Source organism: Curtobacterium sp. B8, assembly GCF_000333315.1.
Lineage (GTDB): Bacteria > Actinomycetota > Actinomycetes > Actinomycetales > Microbacteriaceae > Curtobacterium > Curtobacterium luteum.
The window spans coordinates 1-1,547 of the sequence record NZ_BACW01000206.1; the positions used below are offsets into that span (position 1 = coordinate 1).

Sequence of the window (1,547 nt, forward strand, 5' to 3'; positions counted from 1 at the left end):
CTCGGCGAACTGTACTACGGGAACGCGTCGATCTCGTTCGAGGTCACGGACGGCTCGAACGCCAACGGCGGCAAGGGCCGGACGGCGACGCTCGTCCTGCCGATCAAGGTGCTGCCCCGGTCGAACCAGCCGCCCGCGTTCTCGGGGTCCGCGCTCGACATGCAGCCGGGGGAGTCGCGCACCGTCGACCTCGCGAAGCTCACCGACTACCCGTACCCGAAGGACCTCCCCGAGCTGCGCTACTCCATCGTCAGCCAGCCGAGCCAGGGGGTCACCGCGACCGTCGTCGGGCAGCGGCTGACCGTCACGGTCGCCGACACCGCGAAGAAGGACACCACGTCCTCCATCGGCGTGGGGGTCGCGGACGACGCCAACGCCGGACGGGCGGGCACCATCAGCGTGTCGGTCGTCGCGTCCACCCGTCCGCTCGTCCAGCCCGGCGCGGACACGAGCATCGCCAAGCGCGGTGAGACGACCTCCATCAACGTGCTCGCCAACGACCAGCCGACCAACCCGTTCCCGGGCGAGCGCCTCCGTGTCGTGGCGATCCGGGGGCTCGGTGGCGGCCTGCCCGCCGGCGTGAGCGTCACGCCGAGCGCCGACAAGTCGCGATTGCAGGTCCAGGTGTCCTCGTCCGCGAAGCCGGTCGACGCGCACCTGCAGTACCAGGTCGCGGACGCCACCGACGACCCGGACCGGTACGTGTGGGGCGACGTCACGATCTCCGTGCAGGACGTCCCCGACGCTCCGGGCGCTCCGACCCGCACCGGGTCGTACGACGGCGGTCAGGTGACGCTGACGTGGTCGACGCCGCAGGCGAACAACTCGCCGATCACCGGGTACCGGGTCACCGGGACCGACGGGGTGTCGAAGGACTGCGGCACGGCCACGGTCTGCCAGCTGACAGGGCTGGACCCGAAGGCCTCGTACCGGTTCTCGGTGACGGCGACCAACGCCGTCGGCGACAGCGAGCCGTCGGCGCAGTCCGCGCCGATGAGCGCCGACTACGTGCCGGCACCGCCGACCGGGATCACCGTGAAGCCGAACCCGGACACGCCGAACCAGGTCGACGTGAACTGGAACGCGGTGCCCGCGCCGAACAACGGCAGTGCCGTGGACAACTACGTGGTCACCATCTCCGGACCGGGGTTGACGGTCACGAGGAGCACGGGGACCGCGACGAGCACGTCGTTCACGGGGGCGCAGAGCGGAGCGCAGTACACGGCGACCGTCTCTGCCCGGAACGACGCCGACCGCAACAACACGGTGGTCCAGTGGAACAAGGGCAGCGCGGCTGGCACTGCGATCGGGACGCCGGGGCCCCCGACCAACCTGTCCCGCACAGCGAGCACGGAACGCAACGAGGCAGGCGTTTCACCTGTCCGAGTCAGTTGGGGAGCCGCCGATCCGGCCGGGTCGACCGCGGTCACATACCGGCTCTACCAGGTCGGGGCAGACGCATCTCCGTCGTGCTCGTCGCTAACGAGCGGCTCCATTGGGGTCAGCAGTCCGACCACGGATAACGAGCCGAACGGCGGCAGTCAGCG

The 1,547-nt window shown here is 70.5% G+C and carries 1 protein-coding gene; it reads left to right on the forward strand.

Going from position 1 to position 1,547, the window contains the following annotated elements:
- Positions 1–1,547: fibronectin type III domain-containing protein (locus I59_RS05235; RefSeq protein WP_031272970.1), on the forward strand; the 1,547-nt coding region annotated here is incomplete at both ends.